This window comes from Acinetobacter sp. YH01020 (genome assembly GCF_013420275.1).
Lineage (GTDB): Bacteria > Pseudomonadota > Gammaproteobacteria > Pseudomonadales > Moraxellaceae > Acinetobacter > Acinetobacter amyesii.
Genome location: NZ_VOYN01000049.1, coordinates 1 through 23,986, shown reverse-complemented (window position 1 = coordinate 23,986; position 23,986 = coordinate 1). Strand labels below are relative to the sequence as shown.

Here is a 23,986-nt window from a genome sequence, read left to right as displayed (position 1 = left end):
TTCCATTTTAGAGATTTGTTTAAGATAAGATATAACTCATTGAGATGTGTCATAGTATTCGTCGTTAGAAAACAATTATTGTGACATTATTTCAATGAGTTATCTATTTTTGTCGTGTACAGAGTATTATTTTAAAAGAACCATTGAATGGCACGCGTTTGAGTGGATCTGTACGTGCTGGTTATGGCCTAACCAAGTCAAATACACGTGAAGAAGAACGCACCAATTTAAACTTTCAAATGGATGGTCGATCAGACCCTTAGATTTATAGTTTATCTGGGAGCCAAATGTGGAATGATTCAGATACACTCACCCGTACACAAGATGCAACTGGAACGAAAACTCAAAAACGCATCACCAATCGTACGTCGCAAATGTTGACCCCACGTGTTGAATATCAACTTGATGATCAACAAAAACTGGTCGCTGAAATGTTTTATCGCAACAATGAAAGCGAAGGCACAAGTGGCTCCCAAGTCCAAAAAGATAAAAATGACAGTATTCGACTCAACACACGATATGAGCGTAAAGACCAAGGTAGTTCCGACAAAATTCGCTTATCAATTGAGCAGCAAAATGAAACAGAATTAACAGAGTATAGAGATTCCCAATCATATATTGATGAACAAATTAATGAATTTGGCTTGGGCTACGACGGTGTCCGAAAGTTCGACTCAAAACGCCAAATTAAATTTGGTACTGATCTACGTAGCAATGAACTTGAAAGCAATATTGCAGAGACCTTAGATGAACAATTGTATGCTGCCTATGTTGAAGGAAGTTGGAAATATACGCCGCGCCAAACCTTAACTCTAGGTGTACGCCAAGAGTGGATTGATCGTTCAGGTTTAGTGGATTATCAAGATCAGCATTTAAGTCCTGTATTAGCACACCGTTTTGACTTTAATGAACAGTGGTCACTTCAAACCAATTTGAGTCAGGCTTTTAAAAACCCACGTAGCAATCAATTAATGCCGACTATTTCAGTTTCTACAGATAGTGATGCTGGGACACTAAACAACCCTAATCGTGGTGGTAATCCAGACTTACGACCTGAAACTATTAATGCTTACGAAACAACCTTAGGCTATAACACTCCTGCTGGCGGTATAAATATCACTGCCTATTATCGAGAAATTAATGACTATATCGAAAAATCGATCCTGTCAGAAAATGCTACAGGCGGTCGTTGTGAAACGGGAAATTCAGATTGCCGTTTTGTCGAACGTCCATATAACCAAGATAGTGCAACTACTTATGGTGTGGAAATTGCTGGACGTTATGCACTGAAGCAAACGGAGAATGGTCATTCATTTATGTTGAATGCTCAGCTTTCAACTGTACGTGCAAAAATTGAAGAAACTGACGGCTCTGATCGTTTGGCAAGTGATGTTGCACCTTATACCGCAAGTGTTGGTTTATCTTATAACTATCAACCGTGGCGTATTGCAACAAGTGTGAACCTCAATTACACCCCTGAATATACGCGTGCGCTGAGTAATGAACCGTACAATCGCACCAGCAATGAACGTGTTAACATGGATGTGAGTTTTACTAAACGCTTTGATCAAAATTGGTCTGCATCAATCAATGCACGTAATATTCTCAGCTCAGATTATAAAGAAGTGTTAAAAGAACAAAGTTCTGGCGCGTTATACCAATCTCGTATCAATGAAGCAATTCCAAGCTTTATGTTTACCCTAGAAAAGAAATTTTAAACCGTTTCTAAGAGACTGCTAAGAGATTCAAAATAAAAAACCGATACGGACAACGTATCGGTTTTTTTATGCATACACGACCGCAAACTAGCGCTCTATTGCCTTCAACATTTTCGCAATTTTGAGGGTATGTTCCTTCTGCCCTTTTTTCTCTAAGACCTTTTGCTCAACCCACCATAAATATTCAAAAATTTCTGATTCACTTGAATCCTCTTGAATTAATTTAAAAATATTGGGCAAATAATCATCATATTCATCACGTAAAGCAGGAATACGGCGAATCCCTAAGGGGTCCCATTCCTTTAATAAAATTTTATGTATCGCATGCAAGAGACTAGCATCTCGATTATGTTTTGACTGCATACAAGTTCCCTGGCTTATATTTTTTTACTTTTAAAATCAGTTATCTAATTATGTGATGATATTAAAAGAAAAATGAACTGTTGTTTGTCGAAGATTTCATCATACGCATCTCTAAACGCTTTTCCATTGGTTTTTCATCTTTTTTTTTATACTAAACCAAAGTTTTATCAAAATTTCATGCACTTTTTCTCATAAATTTTGCCAATAAAGCCTTGCGGGATCCCTTAATTCACAGCACCAAAGTTTTAAATGCTAAGTTCTATCGTCGAACATAATCACTCAAAGAAAAAACAATCCGCTTCAACCAACTTCTATATTTATTTCTTTTCGAAATTGTGAAAAATTTACAGTTTTCCTTTTTAATCTCCGGCAATTCAAGCTACATTCTATTTTGAAATCTTAATCCTGAAAAATCCCTATGAGTACTGCATTAAACGAAACCATCTACGTCATTCAACACCTTGCATTTGAAGATTTGGGTTCATTGGAAGATGTATTTTACCAACTGGGTTATCGGGTGAGATACTTCGAAGCTGGAGTCGATGACCTGAGTAAAGCTATGCAACATACAGGGCTTACCATCATTTTGGGTGGCCCGATCGGAGTCTATGAAACTGATGACTACCCATTCCTACAAAAAGAAATAGACTTACTTAAAGTACGTTTAGAGAGTAAATTACCGACTTTAGGCATTTGCTTAGGTGCTCAGCTTATTGCGTATGCATTGGGCGCTAAAGTTTATGCAGGTCATAGCAAAGAAATCGGTTGGAGTTCCCTAGCGCTTGAAGCCATTACTCACAATATTTTAGCGCCATTAGATCAAGTACCGGTACTGCATTGGCATGGCGATACCTTTGATTTACCTGCAAATGCACAGCTACTCGCCAGCTCGGCAATTTATCCAAATCAAGCGTTTAGCTATGGGCCCAATATTTTAGCCCTACAGTTTCATATTGAAGCAGAAGCACAGGCCATGGAAAAATGGCTGATTGGGCATACATGTGAATTACATAAAGCACAAATTAACATTCCAAATTTGCGCATGCAAAGCCAACAACAAGCACCTCATTTAGAACGTGTTGCTCCCCTTATTTTGCAACAATTTTTACAACAGCTTGAGCTTTAAAACAGCTATTAATTTAAAGCTAAATGGCTTATAACGGTTGCACTTCAAAACGTATAAGCCATTAGAATGACTCCCTTACTCAGCATTGCGCTCATCCACTTTTTTGCTCTCATCAGCCCAGGCCCAGACTTCTTTTTTGTCACTCAAAGTGCTATTCGACAATCCAGATCACATGCATTATTTGCCGCATTAGGTATATCACTTAGTATTTTAGTTTGGTCAATTTGTGCAATAAGTGGCTTACATTTTCTATTTCAAAAAATGGCTTGGTTACAACAATGCCTCATGATTTTGGGTGGCTTATATCTTTTATATTTAGGCTCTCAGTTATTAAAATCTGCATGGAGTAAAGACCTCGGCACAATAACGAAACCAACCGAGCAAGCTGTACAGAAAAAATCGCCTTTGACGCTGTTATTCCAAGGTTTCTTGACCAATATGGCCAATCCTAAAGCATTGGTTTATTTCACTAGTGTATTTTCTATTGGGATCAGTGCAAAGGTCAGTATTTTTGATCAAAGCTCTTTACTGGCTTTAGTCTTTATTGAAAGTTTGATTTGGTTTGCATTGGTTGCGGTCTTATTCTCAGCACCTAAAATGACCCATTACTATCAAAAATTTAGTAAAAAAATTGACGCCATTACCGGTGGAATTTTCATCAGTTTTGGCTGCCTATTGCTGCTCAATCGCGATTGATCAAGCACCAATTAAATATCTGCCAAACATAAAAAAGCACCCACATGGGTGCTTTCCTAACTTAGCTGAGGGAACTAAATCTTATTTCGCTGTTGCCTTTTCTGTAGATACAGCCGCTTCAGTCGTAATATTTACCGTAATTTTGTCGCCTACATTCGGTACATATGCACCTACACCAAATGCTGAACGATCAAAAGAAGTCGTTGCATTAAAACCAATCGTTTCCGCCTTAGTCATTGGGTGAACAGCTTGCTTGTTCAATACAGCATCCAATACCACTGGTTTAGTCACATTTTTAACTGTTAAATCACCCGTGATTTTGTATTTAGTTTTGCTGATGGCTTGAACTTTTGTACTTTTAAACGTGATATTTGGATATTTTTCAGCATCAAAGAAATCAGCTGTTTTTAAATGATCATCTAATGCTTTGACATTGGTATTTAAGCTCGATAATGGAATCGTCACATTCACAGACGAATTTGCAGGTTTTGCATTATCGACATTGATTGTCCCTTGAATGTCACTAAAGTTTGCAGAAGGCGTTGAGAAACCAAAATGATTCCAAGTAAATACTGTTGCTGTATGAGTAGGATCAATTTGATAGGCAACAGGTTTTGCCATAGAAATTGTTGTAACTGATGCTACCGCCAAACCGATTATTAATGCTTTAAAGTTCATGTTTTTATCTCACTTTCGAATACCATTAAGTCTATAGATTTTTAGCCGTATTACAGCTTTAAAGATAAAACGTTTTGTTGCATGTTTAGAACGATAGTTTTGTAAAATCTGTAGCAGCATCTACAACCACTCTCAATTATTAAATTTCCCATATATTTCAAATAATTAATAATTTAATTGATCCATGAGTTATTTATCCTAAATTTAGGAAACATCAACCTATCTGAGTCGTAGGTTTTCTAAACAAATCCACTTAAGATTTTTAGACATCATAAAAATCTGAGTACCCAAAAATGACAGAACAATCGCTGGCTATTGAAAAAGCCTTAAATACTAAAATGCCCAAAGATGTCGTTTTGGCATTTCTTATGAATACTTCAAAAGAACTCGTCGAAAATGCAACTCAGCTGCTAGTTGCAGAAGACGCGGCGTATGTTTCCTTAAACTTCAGCAACCCAGAACTGAAACAAATTGAGCCGTGGGCTGGGTCTGGAACAGGTAGAGACATCTATATTTATACCTTTGCCAATGTAGGCACGTACTGGAATATCGAAGACTTTCAAATCACGGATATGATCGCTGAAGATGAAACTGTAGCTGTATTTGGTCAATTCACCTACACCTCAGTCTATGCAAAAAATACTTTCACCTCGCCTTTTTCAATTAAAGCCAAAGTTCAAAACGGTTTAATCAGCTTTTTCCAATTTATGGAAGATACCTATGCCTCAGCCTCATCGTTCCGCGTAGGTGGAGAATGGATCATTCAGCAAGATGCTGACCCGGCTAAAAACTTTAAAGTTTCAGCTTAATACTGAGATGCGCAAAAGCTGTTGTTGATTTGGAATGGCCTTTTACATTGAGTTAATGACAGCGGTATTGGATAAATCCGGTTTTTTTCGCGATTTGATCATACAGCTTTTGCGCAGTTTCATTGTCCTGATGCGTCAGCCAATACACACGGTCACACTGCCGCTGATCACAATATTCTTTCACTTTGGCGATCAGCGCCTTGCCAATGCCCTGCCCGCGATATTCTTCAAGCGTATATAAATCTTGCAAATAGGCATAAGGCTGCAATGTCCAGCAGCTCTCATGTTCAATGACATGCACGATCCCAACCACTTGATGATCAATCACAGCTGCAAAGCCATACATATGTTCGCAGTCAGCAGCATGTAACCTGTGCCATGTACGCTCAGTCACCTCATCTGCCACCTGACTTTTATAAAATTCTAAATACAGCTCCCAGAGCGGCTGCCATTGGTTTTTTGATATTTCTGTTAAATTTTTAATTTGTATTTGCACGTTCAATGTCTTTTTTAAATGATCACTGGATTTTTATAACTGAAATAAAGCTTCATGTGTTGAAAACACTTTATTTAATGCGCTCTTTTTTAGTCTTGATAAGTCTTGGATGGACTTTTTCTTATCCGTTTTATAAATACGATAGGCAAATAAAAAGCCCGAACAATCGGACTTTTTAACCATTTAGCTTATAGCTTCTCAACCAAAATGCGGTCAACCTGCTTCAAGCCTGTATGCTTTTCATGGTTCTTACGGCGAATCTTAATCACTTTGTCTTCTTGCAAATCTTGCAGCATCAATTCTACTGCAACCATGGCTTCAAGCTCTAAGTCCGTGCCTATCCATTTCTGTTCACCAGCATCCATCAGTACAATTTCATCATTTATCTGATCGTAAAGGCTCATCGTTTCCTCACTTGGGGCAACATTGCACCCGTGGCTGAATACTGCATGAATGAATTAATTTTAAACCAATGCTTTAATTCATTCGTTACAAATCGTTATTTCACAATTAAAAATAAATTTAATCTCTGCAATAAAAAACGCCCCTTCTCTGGGGCGTCTTTATTACGGTTAATCTTTACAGATTAAGCGGTAATTTCTTTCACAGCAGCAACAACAGCATCAGCAGTAATACCAAAGTGTTGATACAAGTCTTTTGCTGGAGCAGATTCACCGTAAGTCGTCATACCGATTACAAGACCATCAAGACCAACAAATTTCCACCAGTAGTCCACATGCGCAGCTTCAACAGCAACACGCGCACGGATCGCAGCAGGAAGAACCGCTTCACGGTAAGCAGCGTCTTGTTTTACGAATTCTTCAGCACATGGCATAGAAACAACACGTACGCCGTCAAGCTGTGCGTAAGCATCCATTGCCAATGAAACTTCTGAACCAGTCGCAATGATGATTGCTTTCAATTCGCCTTTTTCTTTTGCAAGTACATAACCGCCTTTCGCAACGTCAGCAATTTGATCTGCTGTACGAGTTTGGAATGGCAAGTTTTGACGAGAGAAGATTAATGCTGTAGGGCCTTCTGAACGAAGCAGCGCAGATTTCCAAGAAATAGACGCTTCTACAGTGTCACATGGACGCCAAGTGTTCAGATTTGGTGTACCACGTAAAGATGCAATTTGCTCTACAGGTTGGTGTGTAGGACCATCTTCACCTAGACCAATTGAGTCATGGGTATACACATGAATCACACGCTGTTTCATCAATGCAGACATACGTACTGCATTACGCGCATATTCCATGAACATCAGGAATGTTGCTACATAAGGAACGAAACCGCCATGAAGTGCAACACCGTTAGCAATCGCAGTCATACCGAATTCACGTACGCCGTAATGAACGTAGTTACCCGCTGGGTTAGATTCAACGCCTTCTGCGCCTTTCCATAAAGTCAGGTTAGAGCCTGCAAGGTCAGCAGAACCACCTAAAATTTCTGGAAGCTGTGGTGCAAATGCTTGAATGGCATTTTGGCTAGCTTTACGAGTAGCGATTGTTTCAGCTTTAGCATTTACTTCAGCAATATAAGCATCCGCTTTTGCTGCGAAGTCAGCAGGAAGGTCACCAGAAAGACGACGTTTTAGTTCAGCTGCTTCTGCTGGATATTTAGCAGCATAAGCAGCAAATGTGTCGTTCCAAGCAGATTCAGAAGCAGTACCTTTGGCTTTTGCATCCCAAGCTGCATAAACATCAGCAGGAATTTCAAATGGACCTTCTGCCCAGCCCAAAGCTTCACGAGTTAAAGCGATTTCATCATTACCAAGCGGCGCACCGTGGCAATCTTCTTTACCTTGTTTGTTTGGTGAACCTAAACCAATAATGGTTTTACAGATAATTAAGGTTGGTTTCGCAGTTTCAGCTTTTGCTTCAACAGTTGCCGCACGGATTGCATCTGCATCATGGCCGTCAACTTTAAGTACTTGCCAGCCGTATGCAAGGAAACGCTGTTCTGTATCATCAGAGAACCAGCCTTCTACTTCACCGTCAATCGAGATGCCGTTGTCATCGTAGTAAACAACTAATTTACCTAGACCCAAAGTACCAGCCAATGAACATGCTTCGTGAGAAACACCTTCCATTAAACAGCCGTCACCTAAGAAACAGTAAGTGTTGTGATCTACAACTGTAATGTCATCTTTGTTGAATTGAGCCGCTAAAGTTTTTTCAGCAAGTGCAAAACCTACAGCGTTTGCAATACCTTGACCCAATGGACCCGTGGTTGTTTCGATACCCGGTGCATAGCCCAATTCTGGGTGACCTGGCGTTTTAGAATGCAATTGACGGAAAGATTTCAAATCTTCAATAGACAGGTCATAACCTGTTAAGTGCAATAACGCATATTGCAACATAGAACCATGGCCGTTTGACAATACGAAACGGTCACGGTTTGCCCATTGTGGGTTTGCAGGGTTGTGGTTGAGGAATTCACGCCATACCACATCAGCAATATCTGCCATCCCCATTGGAGCACCTGGATGTCCTGAATTTGCTTTTTGCACAGCATCCATTGCCAATACACGAATTGCGTTTGCAATACGACGTTCGTTAAGCGGGGTTGTCATAGGTCAGAGTCCAAACAAATGGTTTAAAAGAGTAAGATGAATAAGAATTCAAAGATGCGCATATTGTCTTAAAAAAAGCGGAATGGGTAAAGCCTCAGGGGCAAATTTTCGCTAATTATTCCTGCACCACCTGTATTTTGTGCGCTTATTGCTCAATTTCAAGCCTATGCATGTCGTTTATTTTGTATACAGTGACGTATTTATATGGCGAATCAATGACAGCACAATGCATATTTAAAGTTTGGCAGAGAAAGCAACCGTTTCATAACTGATAAAAGTCCGCTACATCGAAAGGCAATTGCAAATAAAAGTAGTAGTCAAAGCTTGTCTAAATAAATGACCATTTGAAATATGAAATACTTTCAATAATTAAACCCACTATGGTTTGGGTAACTCAAACGTCGTAATCATCCCTGTAAAATCAGCACTTATCCAATATACTCACGGTTTCACATTCAATACTTTAGATCCCACGACATGTAGCAGGTAAATTTCGCTGCGAAATATCATCCGATTGACAATTCCAAGCACCATTTAAATCATCTGGAATATTAAAATAGATCTGCTTTGAGCGAAGAGCAAAATTGACATCTGTTGATTTAAACGTAAAAACCACTGAACACGTTCCTGCCACATCAGTAATGTCACTACTCGCAATATATTTGGTACTGATACTTTTATTCAGCGCTGTATTCAAATCTATGCAGCTTTGTTCTGCTTAATAATTTTCAATCAGTTTCAATTTATAGGGTGAAATCATTGTTAATACTTCAGCTACTTGCGCCCGAGCGACATAGCCATTGTAAGATACAGTAGCAATTGCAGCCAAAATGCCGATAATTGCCACTACCATCATGATTTCAATGAGTGTAAAACCAGACTGTTTCATTACGTTTCCCAATTCAACGTAATGACAACTAGGCAATTTGCGTACCAAGTCTCAAAAGCCCGCATTTATTGTGTTTTATTTTTCAAATTAAACGAATAATTGTCGTTTACAGTCATATTCTGGCAGTTCATGACATTCATTATTGATAAATCTCAGGATATTTATTTGATTTTTTCTTATAATTGATTCACTTAAAAAACCAATTTAGGCATTTTAACGCCTAATCACATTGTTGCTTGTGCCAATGCCCAATATCTCTGTTTTATCTCATCATAAAAATTTAAATTGAGAAATCCATAGCTCATATCAATTTTTTAGATGCCTATATCAATTAAAAAGTCATTGAAATGAATTAATTTCATCCAATTTGGTCATGTTGAGCTAGTCCTAAACGCTTTCTCGATGTAACATATTGCGTCTTTAAATTTAACTGTGATAGGACTTATGCGCGAGTACGCTGTATTTACCTCGGAATCTGTAAGCGAAGGCCATCCGGATAAAATGGCTGACCAAATCAGTGATGCTATTTTGGATGCAATCTTAAAAGAAGACCCATATGCACGGGTTGCTTGTGAAACGCTTGTAAAAACGGGTGCGGTTGTACTTGCCGGTGAAATCACAACAACTGCAAATGTTGACTTTGAAGCGATTGTTCGTAATACCGTAAATGGTATCGGATATCATCATTCAGATCTTGGCTTTGATGGTTCAACTTGTGCCGTGATCAACATGATCGGTAAACAATCACCTGAAATTGCTCAAGGTGTAGACCGTCAAAAACCTGAAGATCAAGGTGCAGGCGACCAAGGTTTAATGTTTGGATATGCAAGCCGTGAAACTGATGTGCTTATGCCAGCACCGATTTCATATGCGCATCGCTTAATGGAAAAACAAGCTGAACTACGTAAACAAGGCAAACTTGCTTGGTTACGTCCTGATGCAAAAAGCCAAGTAACATTTGCTTATGAAAATGGCATGCCAGTTCGCTTAGACGCAGTTGTACTTTCAACTCAGCACGATCCAAAAATTACTCAAGCTCAATTGAAAGAAGCGGTAATTGAAGAAATTGTGAAAAAAGTGATTCCTGCTGAAATGTTCCATGCAGACACTAAATTCCACATCAACCCAACAGGTATGTTCGTAATTGGCGGCCCTGTAGGGGACTGTGGTTTAACAGGCCGTAAAATCATTGTAGATACTTACGGTGGTATGGCTCGTCACGGTGGTGGTGCGTTCTCTGGTAAAGATCCATCAAAAGTGGACCGTTCTGCTGCTTATGCAGGCCGTTATGTTGCTAAAAACATTGTGGCTGCTGGTTTGGCTGACAAATGTGAAATTCAAGTGTCTTATGCGATTGGTGTTGCAGAACCAACATCTATCTCGATCAACACATTCAATACTGCAAAAGTATCTGAAGATTTGATTATTGCACTTGTACGTGAACACTTTGACTTACGTCCATACGGTATTACTCGTATGTTGAACTTAATCCAACCGATGTACCAACAAACTGCTGCGTATGGTCACTTCGGTCGTGAAGGTTCTGATACCGCATTCACATGGGAAAAAACTGACAAAGTGGAAGCGCTTAAAGCATCTGCTGGTCTTTAATCTTAATAGATTAATTTCTCAAAAAAGCCTGCATTGATTGCAGGCTTTTTTATGGCCCGTATGTCCATAACAAAAACATCTAGGATAAAAATAACGAGTGTAAAAAATATTGACTAAAATTTACGCCTAGCTTATTCATAAAACACCAAAATAATTTAAGAACAACATCATGCCCTTTCCATTAGACTTAAAATTTATTACTTCAACTGAAGAACAATTAGGATTTAAGTTTCCAGAAAAATATAAAGCCAAAATGCAAATTGAAAATGGTGGCGAATTCGGCATTAGCTTTTCTAGCGCGGATGAATTTAAAGATGGTGATGACATCGAAGCATGGTGGCTTTTTCCCTTCCAAGACACCAGCGATGTGAAAAGAATAAAACGTACAACGAATCATCTAGCCGCAGAACATCAAACTATAAGTAAAATTGAAGACTTCCCTGAAAACAGCATTGCTATTGCACATAACGGCGATGGCGATTATTTATTGATGCGTACGGTAGACGATACACAATTGGGGGAAGAAATATATTTATGGCGCCATGAAGACAGTGAATTTATCTATCTACTTGTGACTTCAATTGAAGAATTATTTAGTCAAAACCCTTAATGCCATAAGCAGATATAAAGCCTTTCAAACTACAAAATAAGCTGAATAAAATTACACTAAATCAACAATTTTTGATCGATTTTTGAATATTTTTTCAGCTAATATAAATTCAGCCCATGCTACGGGCATAACAAAAAAAGGAAAGATCAAAATGAATAAATTACTTGTTGCTTTAGGTTTGGCTGCAACTGTTGCACTTGTTGGCTGTAATAAAGACAAAGCGCCAGAAACAGGTGCAACAACTGGTGAACACCTAGAAAACGCTGCTGACCAAGCAGGCCATGACATTGCTGATGCAACTTCAGAAGCGGCAACTGCGACAGCTACTGCTGTAGATAATGCTGCAACTGCAACTGCGACAGCAGCTGACAATGCTGCAGAAAATGCTGAAGCTGCTGCACACAATGCAAAAGAAGCAGCTAAAGACGCGACTGCTGCAACTGCAGGTGCTGTTGAGCAAGGTGCAGCAAACGTGAAAGAAAAAGCTCAACAATAAGCATTCTTAAAAAAAAGCACCTTCGGGTGCTTTTTTTATATCTGTATTTTATTCAACTTACTGTTTCAATCTATTTTTAACTTGAAATTTAACTGATGTCAGGTCAATCTTATGAGGTCATATAAATAACAAACTTAGAGAAAATAATGTCTTACTCACATCATGCCGAAAAACATTTTATGGAACGTACGGGTTGGCTACGTGCATCTGTACTCGGTGCAAATGATGGCATTATCTCCGTCACTAGTTTAATTATGGGCATGGCTGCAAGTGGTGCTTCTAGCCATACCTTACTCATTACATGTATTGCAGGACTCATATCTGGTGCAACCTCTATGGCGGCGGGCGAATATATCTCTGTGAAATCTCAAGAAGACGTCGAAAAAGCAGATCTTCACATGGAGCATAAAGAACTACAAAAGAACCCTGAGCTAGAACTTAAAGAACTTACCCAAATTTATATTCAACGTGGTTTAGAGCCTACACTGGCCCATGAAGTCGCAGTCCAATTAACTGCACATGATGCACTTGAAGCCCACGCCCGAGATGAAATTGGAATCCATGACAATACAGCAGCAAAACCCGTTCAAGCAGCGCTATCATCGGCTTTAGCCTTTTCAATTGGTGCAATATTTCCGATGGTTGCGATCTTGATCAGTGCTGACATGCATATTGAAAAAACCGTTATGGCCGTTGGCGTGATTTCTCTAGCACTACTCGGTGCCTTAGCCAGTTATGCAGCAGGTACTTCTATGTTGAAAGGCAGTCTACGTGTTGCACTCTGGGGCATTGCAGCCATGCTATTTTCAAGTTGGATTGGTTCTTTATTTAATGTAAATCCAGTTTAATGTTTCTTTTATCAGTTTTACAAATATTGAAAATCAATTATTCACAGCAATGATTGTGTGAATTCCAAACAATATTAATTTTTACAATATATAAAAACCGTAAAATAGAGATACATTTTTTAAGCTTTTTTTTCCATGTCTTTTATTGCTGCGCCAGCCAATCGATCCAATATATCGATTTGGGTGGCTTTTGTTTTATTAATTTTAGTTACCATTGGTGCTTATTTGATTGTAGGCGTTAACCAAGCATTACTATTTTTAATTGGTGGTGCTTTGGGTATGACCCTTTATCATGCGTCTTTTGGTTTCACCTCGAGTTGGCGTGTCTTTATTAAAGAGCGTCGTGGTCGTGGCTTGCGTGCACAAATGATCATGTTGGCATTGGCTGTACTGCTCTTCTTCCCTGCTTTAGGTGCGGGTGAATTATTTGGCAACCACGTCAAAGGTAACGTTAATCCTGTTTCAATGTCCGTGATGATCGGTGCCTTTATTTTTGGTATTGGTATGCAACTTGGCGGCGGCTGTGCATCGGGTACCCTGTACACTGTGGGCGCAGGTAGTGCACGCATGATTGTAACGCTGATCTTCTTCTGTACAGGTTCATTGATTGCAACTTCACATATTCAATGGTGGTTTGACCTTCCCCACTTTGAGCCGATTTCTTTAGTCAAAAGCTTTGGTGTAGTCCCTGCACTGGCATTAAATTTTGTGCTCTTTATATTGATTGCCGCAGCAACAGTTTACTTTGAAAAGAAACGCCATGGTCAGCTTGAGGTTGAGCCGCAAGCAATGCAACACGGCTGGAAACGTTTTCTACGTGGACCATGGCCATTGGTTTGGGGCGGAATTATCCTAACTTTACTGAACTTTGCCACACTCGCACTTGCAGGCCGTCCTTGGGGCGTGACCTCTGCCTTAGCCGTTTGGGCCGCAAAATCAGCAAGTGTTATGGGGATTGATGTTGCATCTTGGGCATATTGGCAGCAACCTGCAAATGCCAAAGCACTCACCGAATCATTATGGTTTGATATCACGTCGATGATGAATTTCGGCATCATGCTCGGTGCCTTACTCGCAGCAAGCCTAGCTGGTAAATTTGCACCAAACTTTAATATCCCAAAACGTTCATTGCTAGCGGCTGTGATCGGTGGTTTGATGTTGGGTTACGGCGCACGTTTAGCATACGGCTGTAACATTGGTGCGTATTTCAGCGGTATTGCTTCAGGTAGTTTACACGGTTGGTTATGGTTAGTATTTGCCTTCATTGGGAACGGTATTGGCGTCAAACTACGTCCAATCTTCTTCCCTGGTGAACGTCCACAACCGGAAAAACTAACAGGCTGCTAATTTCAGTAAATAAAAAGCCCCTCAAATGAGGGGCTTTTTTAATCTGTCAGAGCTGCTTTTAGATTACAACCATATTGCATAGTTTCTTGTGCCTGTTTGTATGTGGTATAGCGGTTGATAATAAAATCATAAAATTGGTCTGCATTCGCAAATACCTGACTCAAATCTTCGTTTGCGGCATTTGGCAGTTTAACGTCTTTCACCAAGGCTAAGTTCACATGTCCAAGATGATACATTTCAGAAAAATAATGATTCATTACTTCGCAATAGGCAATTTTTGAGCTTTTTAAAGCGGTGTTGGCAACAAAATGCTGATTTAAAGTTTTTAAGTTATGAACATCTAAAGCGGATTGATCTGAAAAAGCCATACTTTCTACTTTTTTTAGTTGGCTAAAATCTTTTGCTAAGGTTTGATTTAATTGTTCAAAGCGTAGTTGTAATCCAGCAATATCAGCAACTTGATAACTTTGCGGATTGAATGTTTTCTTTTCTTGTTCATTTGCAGAACACGCCGTTAATGCCATTGTCGTCAGAACGGTCGTAACAAGAAATAATTTCATCAAGGTCTCACTTAAACAATCAAAAGCGCAATCATTATGCCCGAAAACAACTAGATGATTCGCACTTAAATTACTTTCTCATTCATATAACGCCAATAACGACGTGGCACATACTGCACATGTAATTTCATATTATGTCGGGCTTCAATATTGACACTTCTAAAATAATCTTTCCAAAGCTGATCATACAAAACCTCATCATCATCCAGTTCGATATTAAAGGATTGACTATGGCCTGATTGTATTTGCCTATCTATGGTTGTGGCATCCATATCCACTTGATGCACCTGTTTTAAATCATAATAAATGCCATAATTGCGTTTTTCATCGTAAATCAGCCAACGTTGATCTTGATAGCGTGATTTGAAATGCCGTTCGATCAAAGGCAATACATTAAAGTCAGGTGAGACTAAACTGATAAACAAGCCATCCTGACATTTTTTAAAACGCACAAAAGCTTCCATTCGGTGCTTTTCACGCCCCACTTGCTTCGCCCACTGACTCATCCCTAATACATCAGCATGACCATAGTTTTTAGACACATCACGCTGTTGCTGGAACGCATAAATCGCAAAATTAAAACAATGTTGAAAAGCCTGCTGCTGCTCGGATAAAAACGCATAATAAAACTGCTTCAAAGCACTTTCAGATGCTTTAAGTTTTAATCCTTGCCATACCCGCTGTGCTTGTTCATCGTGACTAGCCACATCAATGACTTCGGCGAAAAGACCTGCCTGCACTTGCCCATCTGTACAAATCTGAATGTCAAATTGCTTAAATTGAAAGGCCCGAAAAACACAACTTAACAATCCTGTCATCGTGCCATCAAAGACATAAATACTCACGACTGTATCCTAAAAACCTAAGTTCAATTGTGGAGAAATTTGCTGCGTATATTTCGACTGGCCACTTTGCAAAATCTGCTGTCTTATTTGATGAGGCTGTTGTTCACGAATAAATTTAGGTGAATCTTCACAGCGTATAAAATGTTGTGCTCTGTTGTAGGAAATACCCATACGTTTTAATTGGTCGATATGAATTTTACCAAAACGTCGTGCTTGAACAATTTTTTTAGCAGAACGCACACCGATGCCCGGCACACGTAAGATCATTTGATATTCAGCACGATTGATATCCACGGGAAATTGCTCGGGATGACGCAGTGCCCACGCTAATTTAGGGTCAATATCCAATTCTAAATTTGGATGCTCTTCATCGACCAATTCCGTCGCTTCAAACCCATAAAAACGCATCAACCAATCACTTTGATACAGCCGATTTTCTCGTAATAAAGGTGGCGCAGACCCCACAGCTGGCAGCGCACGCTCCTCTTCATTAATTGGAATATAACCCGAGTAATACACACGCTTGAGCTTAAACTCTTTGTAATGACGGTCTGCCATCAGTATGACATCACGGTCAGACTCTTGATGTGCGCCCACCACCATTTGCGTCGTTTGTCCTGCGGGTACAAATTTGGGGACTGTACGTATTATTTTTCGTTCATCTTTGAATTGAATCAAACGATCTCGCACAATACCTAAGTCTTTTTGGACTTCGACATGACTTTTTTCAGGTGCAAATTTTTTTAAACCATCTTCTGTCGGCATTTCTAAATTAATGCTCATACGGTCAACATATAAACCTGCTTCGGTAATGATTTCCTGAGATGCCCCCGGAATGGTCTTCAGATGAATATAACCATTAAAATTTTCTTCTAAACGCAGCTTTTTCACCACTTGCAACATGCGTTCCATGGTGTAATCCGCCGATTTAAAAATCCCCGAACTTAAAAACAGCCCCTCAATATAGTTCCGACGATAAAAATTCATGGTCAAATCGACCACTTCCTGTACCGTAAATGCTGCGCGCTTTACGTCGTTACTTCGACGGGACACACAATATGCGCAGTCAAAAATACAGACATTGGAAAATAGAATTTTTAATAACGAAACGCAGCGACCATCTTCAGTATAGCTATGGCAAATACCGTTTCCAGTATTACCCAGACCTTTGTCTTTATTTTGGCGCTTACTACCACTCGAAGAACATGAGACATCATATTTGGCAGCATCGGCTAAAATTTGCAGTTTTTCACGGATACGTTCAGACATGGGAGAATTATAAAATTTAAAGTGAACACAGCATTATTTTAAAAGGATCCACCTCAAAAGTCGGGTCATACATCATTACTACGACACGAGGTGTCGCTTAATTTCAAGTACAACTTTCGTTTAAGAATAAGACCATTTTGATAAGAAATAACGAATATTATTTGCTTAATTTCACTCGCTTGGGCAAAGTATTTAGAGTGATTGGAGTATGCACATGACTTTATTAGAAAAACTTGGCATCAAACACCCTATATTTCTTGCCCCAATGGCAGGTGTTTCTACACCTGAGCTTGCTGCAGAAGTGTCAAATCAAGGTGGACTTGGTTCACTGGGTTTAGGTGCAAGCAGTGTTGAGAATGCACGTCAACAAATATTACAAACTCAAGAACTCACTGAACAACCTTTTCAGGTCAATTTTTTTTGTCATGACACAGTAGAACTCGATGAACAAGTTGCTGCCAAATGGATCATGCAATTTAAATCACGCTTTGCTCAATATAATGCAGAAGCTCCAGAAGCACTGAACTGTATTTATCCAAGCTTTAAAGATAATGACCATTTTCTAAACCTCTTACTGGAAACGCGCCCCAAAGCGGTAAGCTTCCATTTTGGTATTCCACATCCACATCAAATCCAAGCCTTGAAACAAGCGGGTATTTTGACTCTAGTTTCTGCAACCAACTTAGCAGAAGCTAAACTGATCGAAGCTGCAGGCATTGATATCGTGATTGCTCAAGGTATTGAAGCTGGTGGTCACCGTGGCATTTTCAATGAAAACTTTGATAGTAGCGTTAAGACACGTGACTTGGTTCAGCTCTTGAAACGCCATATTCAATGCCCCGTTGTTGCTGCTGGCGGCATTATGAATGGACATCAGGCCTATCAAATTATGGAGTTGGGTGCAGATGCTGTTCAATTGGGCACTGCTTTTGTGCAATGCAAAACATCAAATGCAAATGAAGCTTATCGCAAAGCATTATTTGATGCACCCATCACGCAGATTACATCAAGTATTTCAGGCCGCCCTGCTCGTGGCATTATCAATAACTGGCACACAGATATTGACACACCAACACGCCCGACCGTTCCGGCTTACCCATATAGCTATGATTTAGGCAAACAATTACATGCCGCTGCTAGCAAGCATGGTATACATGAATATGGTGCTTTTTGGGCGGGAACCAACGTCTCTCAAATACGTGAATTGGAAGCACCTGACTTGATCAATCAATTGGTTTTAGAAATGCGCTTTAACTAATACTTAGCTCAACGCGTCATTCAAACATGAATGCCTATAAAAAGCCCTCAACATTGAGGGCTTTTTATATGTAATTTAGGCCATCATCGATGCACAATTTAATAATTGCTTCAGATCATTTGAATCAAGTTAGTTAAATCTATTTCAAATAAATCCAGCTAATTTTAATCGACCTACTTTGTATCGAATAATGCAGATCTACTTCGTTTGGTTTTCAGTTATTTGGTTTCAAGCAAATTGACATGATCAACCTGAACATCACTCATGATCTGACCATGATCGAGTAGGTGATTGAAATAGTCCTCGACGACTTTATATTGATCTGCTGTAGATTCAACTTTATACATATTTTGGCGGAACTCATTACTAGAACGTAAACCTTTGGTGTACCAAGCAATATGTTTGCGTGAAATTCGACAACCTGAATATTCACCATAAAAACCATATAACTCAGATAAATGTCCGAGCAATACGTCACGGACTTCCATAATACTTGGTGCCGCCATATGCTCACCCGTCGTCAGGTAATGTCCTATTTCACGGAATATCCATGGGCGACCTTGAGCTGCACGGCCAATCATGACTGCATCGGCACCAGTATAATCCAGTACATATTTGGCTTTTTCAGGTGTATCAATATCACCATTGGCAATCACAGGAATATTGATCAACGATTTCACATCTTTAATTAAGCTATAACGCGCCGTATTCAGATACATATCTTCACGTGTACGACCATGAAGTGCCAATGCAGCAATGCCAGCTTCTTCGGCGCGTTTCGCAACGCGCATAATGTTTTCATGACCATTGAGATAGCCCAAACGGGTTTTTAAGGTCACTGGCACATCAACTGCATCAACCACAGCATCTAAAATGCGGGCCACCAAATCTTCATCTTTGAGCAGCGCGGAACCTGCCAATTTATTACAGACTTTCTTCGCCGGACATCCCATATTAATGTCGACAATTTGCGCACCATTTGCCACTTGATAGCGAGCGGCTTCAGCCAGTTCAGCTGGATCTGACCCTGCAATTTGAGCTGAGATAGGTGCTATCTCACCATCAAAATTGGCACGATAAAGACTCTTTTTACTCATGCGTAGCGTTTTATCTGCCGTCATCATTTCACTGACAGCATGACCTGCGCCAAAATATTTGCAAAGTGTACGAAATGGGCGATCTGTAACCCCTGCCATAGGTGCCACCCACAGTTTTCTCTCGATGGGACGATCGAATAATTCTTGAATGACAGGATGTTGACTCAATGTTTTAACCTCTAGCTATATTTAGCAAATGATGCCCGAACCACATTCGAAATCTTCCAAGCCACTTTTACAATGCTAAATTCAAATGTATGTTCGCAAAATCTGTTGAGCGTAAAAACGTTTCATGGCAATGATTATGCAATTGAATGATGACAATGAATATCAACATTGCTCAACGATTGAATTGAGGAATTTGAAGCTTCGGAATTGGACGGCAAATTTGCAATGCGATAGTTTAGTAATTCCATACAAAAATTTCTACGCTTTTGCTTAAGAGTCGTTGAAACTTATGCATCAGCCATGTAGTTAACACACTATCGATTCAACATCAGACTTTCTGCGTAACTGCCGATACTGGTGTTACTATACAGGGATACTGTTAAAATCATTGAAAACTAAACCCTATAAATTCACATCAGTGAGTTAAACTTTATGAAAAAATTGAAAATTCTCTCTTTTATATTTTTCGCTACTTTTCTGACTGCCTGCCAACAACCGAATGACGAGGTGGCTGCAGCTGAAAGCCAAAACGCTGATTTAACAACGGAACAAGCGACTCAACAATTTGAGCAGTCAGATGCGCAAATCAGTCAATACCTTGATGTTTTAGATGCTCAAAGTACATCGATCAAGGAAAAAACCCAAGTCTTATGTCATGACTACCCTCATGAATATAAAACCAACTATATGCCTGCCATGCTCAAACTTGCAGCCCAAGATTATACTCAAGATAAAATGTTAAATGATTTGAAGATTGCACAGGGCTACTACAAAGTAAAACTCAAAATTGAATGTCCTGCTGAATAATCTCCCTTTCATCATGGCGTCATATTTCAGCGATAAATTGTAATTAAGCGAAAAGTGTGTAAGTTTCGCTGTAATAACAACGTAAAATATACTTCCCGATTTATTCGGGTTTTTCTTTTTAAAGCCTTTCAAATAATTAACGACAATTGAATGGCACATATTATTTTGTGATAGACTTCAAAATACTGATTTAATTTGATAATTTTTTCGTTGGAATTCACAATTTGGACACAGAACAATCTATTTTAATTACACTTTTCTCATGATTAATACATTAAGTTGTTTTTTCCAAAAATAGACTGAAGATTGAATCATGAAAACTTTAAATAAAGCACTTTTTGCTGTACTTATCTCTACGGCGGCTGCAACTACATTTGCTGCTGAAGAACAAAAAGTTGAAGCTGCTGCATCTGAAGTTCAAACAACTGAAGTTGCTCAGGACGCGACTGAAGTAGCCTCTGCTTCTGAAGCTGTTGCAAAATAATTGAGTAAACATTTAAAAACCCACAGTTTGTGTGGTTTTTAAATTCACAGGCATTTTAAGTGTTCCGCCGTTTTCAATGATTTTGACTTCAATTATTTAAAATATAAACGTTGAATTTGACGTGCCCGCCGGTTTAAACCTAATATTTCTTTTCTTTGCAAAATATCTTCTTCACAAAATCCCAAGCGCTGGATTAACTCAGGCATTGCTAAGTCTGCATGTTCGATCAACTCGGCATCTTGTTCAGTTGACCAAACCACTTTTGATACCGTTAATTTGTGCTGGCGTTTTAACTTTCTCATTTGCACAGTATAAAATACTTTAGACACATCGACAAAAAAGCCCACCCGAAGTGAGCTTTTGCAAAGGCTGAGTAGTGATCATCTATTGAATTGAAAAATAGATTTACTGAACGATGATGTTAAAGATTTTCATCCTTCGTGATCATCACTGAGGTTAAAATTGGAACGGCAAAACAAGGTAGTAAGAGTAAGATCCAATATTCCACCATCGGTTTAGCCACAACAAAGTTTATAACGATTGCCCCCAATACCATAACTAACGCGATCAAACCCAAGAAACGACTGAAAAATTTAGCTGGCATAATAATTCCCTTAAAAAATTATGGATTTCAGCTAGTATATACCTTCATTTTTATAATCTGTTGAAAATGATATTGGAATATTCATCTATTTAGCTCAAAAAACATTCTTTTTCCAATCATCCTGACAGAACTGCTTGTTTTTACACACGTAGATCTCCATAAATAGATTGACAGTCCCCTATGAGGCATATACATATTTATTCATTACTTATGTATTTTGCATAGTATACTGCTCCTGCTTTGTCGCCCCCATATGGCTGAGTTTATTGGAAAATATGAACAAAACTTTTTCGACCACATTATGCTTTAAATCCCTTTCTGTACTGGCTTTATCCATTGGCTTGGCTGCCTGTGGTAATGGTTCATGGTGGAGCAAAGATGAACCCACTATGGAAGCGGAACAGATCAAAAAAGCCATTCCACCTCGCGTGAATGAACGTCTGTCATGGGCCAATGATATCTACGACATTAGTGATCAGCTCGGTATTCCAACCACGAAAGAAAATGTCTGTACGATTGTTGCTGTGGTCGATCAAGAGTCCAATTTTGTTGCTGATCCGCATGTGCCGGGGCTCGGTGAAAAAGCCGTTAAAGAAGTTCAAGATCGTCTTGAAGAAAAGTTTAAAGATAAATTGGGTGATGGCATCGGTGGTACAGTCGCTGGCTATTTCCAAGATGTGTTAAAAAATCAGCCGAGTCCTGAAGATAACTATTTGAGCCAAATGCGCCGCGTTCAAACTGAACGTGAGCTAGACGAGCTATATCGTGAAATTTTTGACTATATGTCTAAACACTATCACGTGAGTGCGTTAACAGGCGCGGCGAAATTGGTTGGACAAGATATTGGTGAAAAGCTCAACCCCATTACCACTTTAGGTTCGATGCAGGTCCATATAGGCTATGCCAAAGACCATAAGCGCCAAGGTGGAAATATTGCGGCACTACGTACAGATATGTATAGCCAATATGGCGGTTTGTATTACGGCATTCACCGTTTAATGATGTACCCGGCTGAATATGACAAACCGATTTATCGTTTTGCAGATTATAACTCGGGTCGTTATTCGAGTCGTAATGCGGCATTCCAAAGCATGTTGAATGACTTAACCCCTGCTGAGCTCGATTTAGATGGTGACCTCTTACTTTATAATAAAGATGGTTCTCCACGTTCAGCTAAAAGCCAATCGGAAACCGCGCTGATTGCCGTTTTTGCAGAAAACAATGTGATCGCGACGCCACGTCAAATTCGTTCAGATCTTAAAAAAGAAAAAGATCAGGACTTTGAAGATACTTTGACGTATAAAGCGGTCAAAAAGTTGTACCAAGAAAAGACTGGTAAAGAACCGTTTTATGCCATGATGCCTGAAGTCGTAATTTCGGGGCCGAAATTAAGCCGTGATTACAATACCAATTGGTTTGCCACACGAGTCGATGGACGTTATCAAACATGCATGCGCCGCATCAAAAATCTAAAACTCTAGCCTTATTTGATTTTGACGGAACCCTGTGTAACAAAGACAGTTTTACAGGGTTCATCTTCTATTCCCTGCCTAAACGGCATATCGTGCGCCAAGGGATTAAAATTCTCCCTTGGATTCAAGGCTATTATCTCAAGCTATATCCTGCACATGCAATGCGTCCTCGCCTATATGCCGCAATGTTTAGCCAAGCCAATCATGAGCAGGTTTTAAATCAAGCAGCGCAATATGCTGAACATTTGATGGCAGAACTCAATCCTTCACTGTATGAACAATTACAGCAACACCAAAAACGCGGTCATGAAGTCGTATTGGTTTCTGCATCCGTCGATTTATATCTTAAACCTGTGGCCAAAAAGCTTGGGGTCAAACTGATTTGTACCGAAACAGCAGCCAATGACCAAATACTGACTGGTTTGTATCAAACCTTAGACTGTAGTGGCGAGCAAAAGAAAATTCGCGTTTTGGAGCAATTTAACCTTCAAGACTATGAGCATGTTTATGCCTATGGAAATAGCGATGAAGACCTCGCTATGTTTGAATTGGCCACCCACCATTTCATGAATGGAAAGGATAAACGCCTACCTGAACTCGACTAAAGTCGAGTGATTTAGTTTGGTTTATTAATCAAAGTTAACAATCACAAACTTAAATTTAAGTCGCTCTAATATATGATTAAATTTTGAAAATTCTGCTTTTATTTTGACTTTATAGTGTGCTATTTTTCTCATTAATTAGAAATAATGCGGTCAAATATTAAAAGCGGGAAAAGAATATGAATCAATTCAATCCACCGAAATATGTCAAAGGCCTCCATATTAAATTTGGCGAAAATCCATTTGTACTCCTTGCTCAATTTGCCTTCTCAGCCACTCGCCAGATGTGGACGAAAGAAGAAATTGAATTGGTCATTCGTATGGCTAAAAAAGGAAATTATATGAATTTGATTAAGATCCTCAAATTACATATCAAAAATTGAAATAAATATTTTCCCCAAAGTTAATATAAAAAAGCCATGCAATTGCATTAATGCCAGTCAGTTAAGAGATTGACTGGCTTTTTCTTGGGTATTTTTGAGGTTTTCCTTTTACAACCCTTGGATAACTCCTCACTCTTCTCTCAGGTATAACATACCGATTAGATTTCTCCATTAA

General features: G+C 39.2%; 26 protein-coding genes and 1 pseudogene. 15 read left to right on the top strand and 12 right to left on the bottom strand.

Features of this window, described 5'->3' with window-relative positions:
• Positions 1-116: 116 nt before the first annotated feature.
• Positions 117-1,718: pseudogene (locus FTT85_RS15045) on the top strand (TonB-dependent receptor plug domain-containing protein); the annotation flags it as partial.
• 87 nt (positions 1,719-1,805) lie between these two features.
• On the opposite strand, the gene FTT85_RS15040 reads toward FTT85_RS15045, so the two are convergent.
• Complete coding sequence (locus tag FTT85_RS15040; RefSeq protein WP_078193570.1) at positions 1,806-2,081, bottom strand: hypothetical protein; 276 nt, start codon at positions 2,079-2,081, stop codon at positions 1,806-1,808.
• 418 nt (positions 2,082-2,499) lie between these two features.
• Here FTT85_RS15040 and FTT85_RS15035 point away from each other — a divergent pair, with 418 nt between their 5' ends.
• Entirely contained in the window at positions 2,500-3,207 is a 708-nt protein-coding gene (locus FTT85_RS15035; protein WP_180183873.1) for a glutamine amidotransferase, read from the top strand.
• Positions 3,208-3,273: 66 nt separating this feature from the next.
• Entirely contained in the window at positions 3,274-3,903 is a 630-nt protein-coding gene (locus FTT85_RS15030; protein ID WP_111883787.1) for a LysE family transporter, read from the top strand.
• 81 nt (positions 3,904-3,984) lie between these two features.
• On the opposite strand, the gene FTT85_RS15025 is transcribed toward FTT85_RS15030, so the two are convergent.
• Positions 3,985-4,581 carry a YceI family protein gene (locus tag FTT85_RS15025; protein ID WP_180183872.1) on the bottom strand — a complete coding sequence of 199 codons (597 nt, stop codon included), beginning with the start codon at positions 4,579-4,581 and terminating at the stop codon, positions 3,985-3,987.
• A 293-nt stretch (positions 4,582-4,874) separates the two neighbouring features.
• On the opposite strand from FTT85_RS15025, the gene FTT85_RS18785 reads away from it, so the two are divergent.
• A complete protein-coding gene (locus FTT85_RS18785; protein WP_257232175.1) occupies positions 4,875-5,390 on the top strand; it encodes a nuclear transport factor 2 family protein in 516 nt (171 codons plus the stop codon).
• A 52-nt stretch (positions 5,391-5,442) separates the two neighbouring features.
• On the opposite strand, the gene FTT85_RS15015 is transcribed toward FTT85_RS18785, so the two are convergent.
• The 5 genes from FTT85_RS15015 to FTT85_RS14995 all read right to left on the bottom strand — a co-directional run bounded on the left by FTT85_RS15015 (position 5,443) and on the right by FTT85_RS14995 (position 9,350).
• On the bottom strand, positions 5,443-5,892 hold the full coding sequence (locus FTT85_RS15015) for a GNAT family N-acetyltransferase (RefSeq protein WP_180183871.1): 450 nt from the start codon (positions 5,890-5,892) through the stop codon (positions 5,443-5,445).
• Positions 5,893-6,074: 182 nt separating this feature from the next.
• On the bottom strand, positions 6,075-6,290 hold the full coding sequence (locus FTT85_RS15010; RefSeq protein ID WP_078188774.1) for a hypothetical protein: 216 nt from the start codon (positions 6,288-6,290) through the stop codon (positions 6,075-6,077).
• Positions 6,291-6,472: 182 nt separating this feature from the next.
• Positions 6,473-8,461 (bottom strand): transketolase, encoded by a 1,989-nt coding sequence (gene tkt / locus FTT85_RS15005; protein ID WP_180183870.1) that lies wholly within the window; start codon positions 8,459-8,461, stop codon positions 6,473-6,475.
• 463 nt (positions 8,462-8,924) lie between these two features.
• On the bottom strand, positions 8,925-9,158 hold the full coding sequence (locus tag FTT85_RS15000) for a pilin (RefSeq protein ID WP_180183869.1): 234 nt from the start codon (positions 9,156-9,158) through the stop codon (positions 8,925-8,927).
• A gap of 21 nt (positions 9,159-9,179) precedes the next feature.
• A complete protein-coding gene (locus FTT85_RS14995; protein WP_180183868.1) occupies positions 9,180-9,350 on the bottom strand; it encodes a prepilin-type N-terminal cleavage/methylation domain-containing protein in 171 nt (56 codons plus the stop codon).
• 444 nt (positions 9,351-9,794) lie between these two features.
• Here FTT85_RS14995 and metK point away from each other — a divergent pair, with 444 nt between their 5' ends.
• The 5 genes from metK (at position 9,795) to FTT85_RS14970 (ending at position 14,262) form a co-directional block, all read left to right on the top strand.
• Positions 9,795-10,961, top strand: coding sequence for a methionine adenosyltransferase (gene metK, locus FTT85_RS14990; RefSeq protein WP_078188779.1), 1,167 nt, complete (start codon positions 9,795-9,797; stop codon positions 10,959-10,961).
• A 169-nt stretch (positions 10,962-11,130) separates the two neighbouring features.
• A complete protein-coding gene (locus FTT85_RS14985; protein WP_180183867.1) occupies positions 11,131-11,571 on the top strand; it encodes an SMI1/KNR4 family protein in 441 nt (146 codons plus the stop codon).
• 151 nt (positions 11,572-11,722) lie between these two features.
• Positions 11,723-12,067: a hypothetical protein gene (locus FTT85_RS14980; protein WP_078188782.1), complete on the top strand. Its 345-nt coding sequence runs from the start codon at positions 11,723-11,725 to the stop codon at positions 12,065-12,067.
• Between the two features lie 146 nt (positions 12,068-12,213).
• Entirely contained in the window at positions 12,214-12,915 is a 702-nt protein-coding gene (locus FTT85_RS14975; RefSeq protein WP_180010154.1) for a VIT family protein, read from the top strand.
• A 135-nt stretch (positions 12,916-13,050) separates the two neighbouring features.
• A complete protein-coding gene (locus tag FTT85_RS14970; RefSeq protein WP_180183866.1) occupies positions 13,051-14,262 on the top strand; it encodes a YeeE/YedE family protein in 1,212 nt (403 codons plus the stop codon).
• A gap of 38 nt (positions 14,263-14,300) precedes the next feature.
• Here the strand turns inward: FTT85_RS14970 and FTT85_RS14965 are convergent, their stop codons facing one another.
• From FTT85_RS14965 to FTT85_RS14955, 3 genes are all read right to left on the bottom strand, one after another.
• Complete coding sequence (locus FTT85_RS14965; RefSeq protein ID WP_180183865.1) at positions 14,301-14,822, bottom strand: hypothetical protein; 522 nt, start codon at positions 14,820-14,822, stop codon at positions 14,301-14,303.
• Positions 14,823-14,887: 65 nt separating this feature from the next.
• Positions 14,888-15,667, bottom strand: coding sequence for a TIGR03915 family putative DNA repair protein (locus tag FTT85_RS14960; protein ID WP_180183864.1), 780 nt, complete (start codon positions 15,665-15,667; stop codon positions 14,888-14,890).
• A gap of 9 nt (positions 15,668-15,676) precedes the next feature.
• Positions 15,677-16,936, bottom strand: a complete 1,260-nt coding sequence (locus FTT85_RS14955) for a putative DNA modification/repair radical SAM protein (RefSeq protein WP_180106565.1) — start codon at positions 16,934-16,936, stop codon at positions 15,677-15,679.
• A 214-nt stretch (positions 16,937-17,150) separates the two neighbouring features.
• On the opposite strand from FTT85_RS14955, the gene FTT85_RS14950 reads away from it, so the two are divergent.
• Positions 17,151-18,194: a nitronate monooxygenase family protein gene (locus FTT85_RS14950; protein WP_180127893.1), complete on the top strand. Its 1,044-nt coding sequence runs from the start codon at positions 17,151-17,153 to the stop codon at positions 18,192-18,194.
• A 218-nt stretch (positions 18,195-18,412) separates the two neighbouring features.
• Here FTT85_RS14950 and dusB read toward each other — a convergent pair whose 3' ends face one another.
• Positions 18,413-19,417 (bottom strand): tRNA dihydrouridine synthase DusB, encoded by a 1,005-nt coding sequence (gene dusB / locus FTT85_RS14945; protein ID WP_373886270.1) that lies wholly within the window; start codon positions 19,415-19,417, stop codon positions 18,413-18,415.
• Between the two features lie 549 nt (positions 19,418-19,966).
• Between dusB and FTT85_RS14940 the strand changes: the two genes are divergently transcribed.
• Positions 19,967-20,266 (top strand): hypothetical protein, encoded by a 300-nt coding sequence (locus FTT85_RS14940; protein WP_218955492.1) that lies wholly within the window; start codon positions 19,967-19,969, stop codon positions 20,264-20,266.
• A gap of 313 nt (positions 20,267-20,579) precedes the next feature.
• Positions 20,580-20,750 carry a hypothetical protein gene (locus tag FTT85_RS14935; protein ID WP_180023844.1) on the top strand — a complete coding sequence of 57 codons (171 nt, stop codon included), beginning with the start codon at positions 20,580-20,582 and terminating at the stop codon, positions 20,748-20,750.
• A 92-nt stretch (positions 20,751-20,842) separates the two neighbouring features.
• Here FTT85_RS14935 and FTT85_RS14930 read toward each other — a convergent pair whose 3' ends face one another.
• On the bottom strand, positions 20,843-21,052 hold the full coding sequence (locus tag FTT85_RS14930; RefSeq protein ID WP_180183862.1) for an acyl-CoA thioesterase: 210 nt from the start codon (positions 21,050-21,052) through the stop codon (positions 20,843-20,845).
• Between the two features lie 577 nt (positions 21,053-21,629).
• Between FTT85_RS14930 and FTT85_RS14925 the strand changes: the two genes are divergently transcribed.
• The 3 genes from FTT85_RS14925 (at position 21,630) to FTT85_RS14915 (ending at position 23,811) form a co-directional block, all read left to right on the top strand.
• Positions 21,630-22,835 carry a DUF1615 domain-containing protein gene (locus FTT85_RS14925; RefSeq protein ID WP_180183861.1) on the top strand — a complete coding sequence of 402 codons (1,206 nt, stop codon included), beginning with the start codon at positions 21,630-21,632 and terminating at the stop codon, positions 22,833-22,835.
• Positions 22,802-23,431, top strand: a complete 630-nt coding sequence (locus FTT85_RS14920; protein ID WP_180183860.1) for an HAD-IB family hydrolase — start codon at positions 22,802-22,804, stop codon at positions 23,429-23,431. Before FTT85_RS14925 ends, FTT85_RS14920 begins: the two co-directional genes overlap by 34 nt.
• Before the next feature lie 176 nt (positions 23,432-23,607).
• Entirely contained in the window at positions 23,608-23,811 is a 204-nt protein-coding gene (locus FTT85_RS14915; RefSeq protein WP_180003812.1) for a hypothetical protein, read from the top strand.
• The last annotated feature ends 175 nt before the right edge of the window (positions 23,812-23,986 follow it).